This is a genomic window from Dorea sp. BIOML-A1 (assembly GCF_009875615.1).
GTDB classification, from domain to species: Bacteria; Bacillota; Clostridia; order Lachnospirales; family Lachnospiraceae; genus Dorea_A; species Dorea_A amylophila.
The window spans coordinates 1-4,303 of sequence record NZ_WWSA01000056.1 but is presented as its reverse complement, the minus strand read 5'-3'; the positions used below and the strand labels follow the sequence as shown (position 1 = coordinate 4,303).

The 4,303-nt window shown below is 38.1% G+C and carries 7 protein-coding genes; 2 read left to right on the top strand and 5 right to left on the bottom strand.

Annotated features, from left to right (window positions below; all coding sequences use genetic code 11):
* Positions 1-257 precede the first annotated feature (257 nt).
* From GT508_RS14170 to GT508_RS14155, 4 genes are read right to left on the bottom strand one after another with little or no spacing between them, the layout of a single operon-like run.
* Positions 258-503, bottom strand: a complete 246-nt coding sequence (locus GT508_RS14170) for a hypothetical protein (RefSeq protein ID WP_161144509.1) — start codon at positions 501-503, stop codon at positions 258-260.
* Positions 504-515: 12 nt separating this feature from the next.
* Positions 516-752: a hypothetical protein gene (locus GT508_RS14165; RefSeq protein ID WP_161144508.1), complete on the bottom strand. Its 237-nt coding sequence runs from the start codon at positions 750-752 to the stop codon at positions 516-518.
* 3 nt (positions 753-755) lie between these two features.
* Positions 756-1,016: a helix-turn-helix domain-containing protein gene (locus GT508_RS14160; RefSeq protein WP_161144507.1), complete on the bottom strand. Its 261-nt coding sequence runs from the start codon at positions 1,014-1,016 to the stop codon at positions 756-758.
* Positions 997-1,287, bottom strand: coding sequence for a helix-turn-helix domain-containing protein (locus GT508_RS14155; protein ID WP_161144506.1), 291 nt, complete (start codon positions 1,285-1,287; stop codon positions 997-999). Before GT508_RS14155 ends, GT508_RS14160 begins: the two co-directional genes overlap by 20 nt.
* A gap of 314 nt (positions 1,288-1,601) precedes the next feature.
* Here GT508_RS14155 and GT508_RS14150 point away from each other — a divergent pair, with 314 nt between their 5' ends.
* Positions 1,602-2,174: a tyrosine-type recombinase/integrase gene (locus GT508_RS14150; protein ID WP_161144505.1), complete on the top strand. Its 573-nt coding sequence runs from the start codon at positions 1,602-1,604 to the stop codon at positions 2,172-2,174.
* Positions 2,175-2,202: 28 nt separating this feature from the next.
* The gene (locus tag GT508_RS14145) at positions 2,203-2,475 is read left to right on the top strand and encodes a hypothetical protein (RefSeq protein ID WP_161144504.1); all 273 of its coding nucleotides are present in this window, start codon (positions 2,203-2,205) and stop codon (positions 2,473-2,475) included.
* A 454-nt stretch (positions 2,476-2,929) separates the two neighbouring features.
* Here the strand turns inward: GT508_RS14145 and GT508_RS14140 are convergent, their stop codons facing one another.
* Positions 2,930-4,021, bottom strand: a complete 1,092-nt coding sequence (locus GT508_RS14140; protein WP_063263157.1) for a replication initiation factor domain-containing protein — start codon at positions 4,019-4,021, stop codon at positions 2,930-2,932.
* Between the last annotated feature and the right edge of the window lie 282 nt (positions 4,022-4,303).

Here is a 4,303-nt window from a genome sequence, read left to right as displayed (position 1 = left end):
TCATTGCTGTAATTCCTGCTGCATGTATCAAGTCAATGCTACTTCCATTGTCCGTATTGCTTTTTATTCCATGGTTCCATTGACGCACAGATTCCACCCTCTGCACTCTTAAGGAATTAACGCCACCAGGGGAAACCACCCTGCTGGGTCACTTCCTACGAGTGTAAAGCAAAGGGTCACTATACATAAATGGACTTTCACGGCATAAACGCACTACTCAGCACTCACTACAAGAAAAGAGAGCCACAATCAGCCCTCTAGTCAATTAAATCGTTTGGTGTAATGTGATTCTTGTGTACCGCCATGTATTCGTAAATTCCATTTTCCCAGTTAATCGGCTCATATGCAGGCTTATCTTGACCAATTAGCTCATACATCTCTATACGGTGCTTATTGGCTTCTCGTTGCCACTCAGTAACGTCAGGACGTTCATTCTCTTCTTCCAACCGCTTAATCATTGCTTCTGCTTCTGCATCAAGTTTTTGCCCATGTACTTTTCTCATGATTTTCTCCTTTCAATCCATCCTAGTTAATTTGTTTGGCTTAGCTCCAGAGTGCAGAGCTACATACTCGTAATAGCCGTTATTTTGGTCGTACTGCTTAATTGGATGATTTAGTGTGATTGCCAATTCAAGCTCTTTTATGCGTTTCTCATTCAATTCTCGCACGGCTGATGATGTACTCTCATACTCATTCACTCGTACAAGTCGTTCAAGTTCAATTTGCAGCTGCTTCATCATTTGTTTATCCATGGATCATTGCTCTTTTTCATAATCAAAAGCTAATTTTCCGTTTCGATAATACTTGTCGCCATACAAGTAAATACACATTTTCTTCATGTGCTTTCTAGGTAAAAGCATGTCACATTGCTCCACTCTAGATAACGTCACTTTCGGAATACCAAGATGCAAAGCCAGTGTTTCTTGCGTGAATCCATCTACAAGGCGTTTTGTCTTTATCTGCTCATGAAACGGCATAAGACGAAACTCTCTAGTTTCATTTAACCAGTTCGCCATTTTGGTAGTCCTCCTCATACAGATACTGTTTGATTCTCTCAATCTGAATGTGAGGTCTTTTACCAGTTTCAAGAAGCTCTTTGCCACTCTCAATGCTAGAAACTCGTGAAAAGTACTCTAATCCAAGAATTTCAGCTAGTTCTTGTTGGGTAAAACCTTCAATTTGTCGTTTAATACGGAGTTGTTTGTGTAGAGGAAGACCATCTGCAATAACAATTGTTGTGTTCTTGTGTTCATCGGGATTGAATTTATCCCATGTTGTAAATTTCATATGGAATTGTCCTTTCTGATTTGAGGTTGTAAAGCGAGGTAGCGACAGGGAGCGAAGGAGCATCAACTCTCCCCATCACTATATATAAATCGTAACCATTTCCCTTTTTACTTGTCTATATATTTTTTACAAATTTAGTAACTAATTTACTGGACTTCTTCACTAGTTCAATGTAAACTTTTAGATAGAAGTATACATTCGTTTTGCTGATTTTATTGGGTTCAATCCATTTTGGAGGAAAATCCAGTTTTACATATAAAAAGTATACATTCATTTTGTTGATTTTACTGGGTTCATGAAAGGGGAAATTAAAAATGACTAAAAAAGAGCATTTGATTGATGTACAACCGATTCGAAGCAAAGAAGAAATTGAAACTATGAAATGGGCACTTAAACGCCATTGCAGTGAAAGAGACTACATGTTGTTTCTAATCGGAATCAATACAGGCTTACGAGTAAGCGACCTGCTCCAACTAAAAACAGAACAGATCGTTGGATTAAAAAGAAAAAGAAAAAAGGAATTCATTGTTCTTGAAGGCAAAACGAAGAAAAAACGTATAGTTACTATCACATCTATTTTCGCTGAAGTACTTTCATATGCTGAAGGACTAGAAAGCGAGTGGCTTTTCCCTAGCCGTAAAGGAGATAAGCCTATAAGCAAGATACAGGCGTACAGACAGTTGCAAAAAGCAGGGGACTTTGCAGAAGTAGAGTCAATTGGCACTCATACCATGCGTAAAACGTTCGGTTACTGGTTCTACAAGCAAACAAAGGACGTTGCTATGTTGCAAGGCATACTGAATCACAGTACACCGCAGATTACACTGACTTATATCGGAATCAACAAAGAGGAAAAAGACAACGTATTGGACACATTCCACTTATAAAATACAGTCCATGAAAGGAGGTGAAAATATGCAAGTCCAATATAGCCATGAAAAAGGAAAATTCCAGTTTGTTCTTGATGACTATGTAACTATCATCGTTCGCTACTTGTATGCAGAAGATACAGAAGAGGAATTGTACTATCATGGAACAATCACACAGATACACGCAGAGGGCTTACACGCCGTTCTAGACGATGACAAGAGCAAGGAGCAATACTTTGCCTTTGCAGACATAGAAAAGGTGATACAAGGGCATTTAATACCGTTCCTAGGTGGATATACTAGAAGACAAGATATATAGCCATTACCAGCGATTCCATGGCACGGCACATGCAAATCCCTGCTCCCTTGCTAAAAGTCGGATACAGTCAAATCTGAGCGTTCTGAGTAACATTCTAGCGACTCGCCGTGTTCCTTGTAGAATCATAGGGAAGAAAATAGACTGGTAAAGGGAATCGTCTTTACATAGTGGAACATTTTTTTCTAGTAAAGCAACAATTTATACGATAAATGCAGTAATACCAAGCATTCGAACACGATAACGGACAAAATCACAGTTTTTGGGCATAAGAAAACAGGGGGTAGGTACTCCCCCTTAAAAAATCGCTATATTATTGTTGTATCAACGTTCTTTACGGTTATGATAGAGTTGAATCTACTTTACGAAACTAGCATACATATAATACATGAAAATTTTCTTTTTTCTGTAGGGCTTGAATCTTTTTTATAAATTCGTATATACTTCGGTTAGATATTTATTTTTCGGTTGCTCTTATTGTTTCGCACACAATAGGAGCTTTTTTTATGCCTTCTTGATGCTTACGTATCATTTCATAATGTTTCGTTTTCAAACGATTGCACCCCTCATCGATAATTTCAGCTATTTGGTCTATATCATTATCGAACGCTTTATACACCAATGCCAACGTAGGAGCAAGACTTCTTTTAAGCCACTCTTTTGTTTCCAATACCGTTTTTTCTTCAGTGATCGTAGTTAATGGCAACTTTTCAACTTCTCCCAAGAACTTGTCCCAAAACTTAGCGGTTTTCCATCTGCGTTTATTCGTATCCTTACTTTTCCCTTTTTCCACAAAACGGAGATAGTGTTTCAATATACCGCAAACAGTTTCACCAATGGACTCTTCTCCATCTTCTTTACTTGTGATAATTTCAGCAACTCGCATTGCTTTTTCATCTCGTAACTGCAATTCCGTTCTAATCCATACTTTAATATCTTCTGACACATTGTAATTTGTACCCTTACGTTCCGCTAGCTTATCGTATATCCGAATTTGAATATCAGATTGCGGAGAACCAAAATATAGTGTCATCCCATTTACATCACCAGAGTGTATTTTAATAGTTTCTAATACCCTAGCAAGTTTAAACGGAGATATTAATTCAGCTTTCTTAATCTTGTTTACCAGTTTCGGTATAGTAAACATACCTTCAAAATCATCAACCGCCGTATCTAATCTAGTAAGATAGCCCTGGTGTGCAAAAATGGACTGAAACAACTCTTTCCAAGTCTGTTTCCCAAGATTCTCATACTCACGGCATCCTCTACCTTTCAATTCAAGATGTAGACCCATATCCTCACGACCATTAAAGTAAATTACAATACTTCCATAACGGAAAGATTCTTTGTAACCATAATTTCCATCACCGTTAGAAAAGTCATCAGAATTTAGCTTCAAAACGTCAAAAATCAACTGCTCCATCTCGATATTTTTGAAAGTAGCTCCAACCCAGTCTACACAAGCTCTCAGCCCAGTTTCGGTTGTACGCTCCACCCCCATGTTATGTGTACGGGGGTTCGAGTATGGATGTAAATATTCTTTCTTCATTTCTTCACCCATTTTCTATTAAAAAATTTCAAGGAACACGGCGAAAAAAGATTCGCCCTGTCTCCAAGATTAAACATTAGCAAACTCATTCGTCAACCGATTCTTTTTATATTCTTCTAGTATCTGATATAGGAAAACCCTATAGGAGCGAAAAAAATAGCACAATTTGCTGAGTAGCTATTTGTATATGTTTGCGTATTTTCAAATCTTTACATGCCCATACCCCCTCTTACATGAAGCCTACGGCCGATGAAAAGAAAACCCCGTCCCCCACAACAGAAT

Bases quoted from the DNA above. Each gene is read 5' to 3' on its own strand.
- GT508_RS14170 (WP_161144509.1), bottom strand. From the start codon at position 503: ATGAGAAAAGTACATGGGCAAAAACTTGATGCAGAAGCAGAAGCAATG.
- GT508_RS14165 (WP_161144508.1), bottom strand. From the start codon at position 752: ATGGATAAACAAATGATGAAGCAGCTGCAAATTGAACTTGAACGACTT.
- GT508_RS14160 (WP_161144507.1), bottom strand. From the start codon at position 1,016: ATGGCGAACTGGTTAAATGAAACTAGAGAGTTTCGTCTTATGCCGTTT.
- GT508_RS14155 (WP_161144506.1), bottom strand. From the start codon at position 1,287: ATGAAATTTACAACATGGGATAAATTCAATCCCGATGAACACAAGAAC.
- GT508_RS14150 (WP_161144505.1), top strand. From the start codon at position 1,602: ATGACTAAAAAAGAGCATTTGATTGATGTACAACCGATTCGAAGCAAA.
- GT508_RS14145 (WP_161144504.1), top strand. From the start codon at position 2,203: ATGCAAGTCCAATATAGCCATGAAAAAGGAAAATTCCAGTTTGTTCTT.
- GT508_RS14140 (WP_063263157.1), bottom strand. From the start codon at position 4,021: ATGAAGAAAGAATATTTACATCCATACTCGAACCCCCGTACACATAAC.